General features: G+C 38.9%; 1 protein-coding gene. It reads right to left on the bottom strand.

What is annotated here, in order from left to right; all coding sequences use genetic code 11:
- A partial coding sequence (locus tag Q0762_RS13865) for an Ig-like domain-containing protein (RefSeq protein WP_298767723.1) occupies positions 1-1,608 on the bottom strand: 1,608 nt, incomplete at both ends.

A 1,608-nucleotide genomic window follows, 5' to 3' on the forward strand; every position in this document is an offset into this window, starting at 1 on the left:
TACCGTTCCATCATCTAATGTTACTGGGTTATTAGCATCTATTGGAGATGTAATACCTGTTACTGGATCAGTGATTTCTGTAATCGTTAAGTTCGCATTGTCTCCATCTGCATCATCATCGCCATTTAAAGCATCTACAGTTACTGGTGTGTTAATCGTTGCACCATCTACTTGATCATCTTCAGCCACTGGTGGTAATTGATCAAATGTAATGTCTACAGCTCCTGTTGCTGTTAAGCCATCTTCATCAGTTACTGTATAACTAAAGTCGATATCTTCTGTGCTATCTGGTGCTGGAACTACATCTAAAGTACCATTGGTCTGTAATGTTACCATTGTACCATCACTTAACGTTACTGTTGCGCCTGGTGCAATTGGTGTTACCGTTCCATCTGCGTCAATAATCTCTGTAATCATTAAATTAGCATTATCGCCATCTGGATCATTATCTCCTTCTAAAACACTAATGTTTACTGGTGTATTAATTGCTCCATCTGTTACAGTTTCATTATCTGCCGTTGGTGGTAACTGAGTAAATGTAATATCTACACTTCCTGTATCTGTTAAACCGTCTTCGTCTTCTACTGTATAAGTAAAGTCTATTGGATCTGTACTAGCTGGGGTAACTACCAATTCACCTCCTACTAAAGAAACTACTGTACCATCTGATAAGGTTACTGGATTAGCAACATCTATTGGTGTAGTAATACCTGTAACTGGATCAGTGATCTCTGTAATTGTTAAAACACCATTAGTGTTATCTGGATCTCTATCGCCGTCTAAAACATCAACTGTAATGTCGTTGCCATCGTTTGTTTGACCTGTTACAACTTCATCGTCTGCAATTGGTGGTTCATTTACCGTAACTTCAACATCGCCTGTAGCTGTTAAACCATCTTCATCCGTTACTGTATAATCAAAGTCAACTAACGTAACGCCTGGACCTGGTACAACATCTAATGTACCATTTGTATTTAAGGTTACTGTTGAGCCATCATCCAAAGTAACTGCAGAACCTGGTGCAATTGGTGTTACTGTTCCAGTTAAAGGATCAGTAATTGACGTGATCATTAAATTGGCATTATCGCCATCCTCATCATCATCGTTATCCAAAGCGTTAATGTTTACTGAAGTCCCTGGATCTGTCTCTGCTGCATCAACAACTGTTGTTGGTGGTAACTGAGTAAATGTAATCTCTACATTTCCTGTATCTGTTAAACCGTCTTCGTCTGCTACTGTATAAGTAAAGTCGATATCTTCTGTACTATCTGTTGCTGGTGTAACTACCAATTCACCTCCTACTAAAGAAACTACTGTACCATCTGATAAGGTTACTGGATTAGCAGCATCTATTGGTGTAGTAATACCTGTAACTGGATCAGTGATTTCTGTAATTGTTAAGTCCGCATTGTCTCCATCTGGATCATTATCACCAAGTAAAGCGTCTACTTCTATTGGAGTATTTATCATTGCTCCCATAACTACTTCATCATCGGCTACTGGTGGTAATTGTGTAAAAGTAATGGCTACATTTCCTGTATCTGGTAAGTTATCTTCGTCAACTACGGTATAGGTAAAGTTTACTGGCTCTGTACTGTCCATTGCTGG

It is taken from the genome of uncultured Polaribacter sp. (assembly GCF_947495205.1).
GTDB lineage: Bacteria > Bacteroidota > Bacteroidia > Flavobacteriales > Flavobacteriaceae > Polaribacter.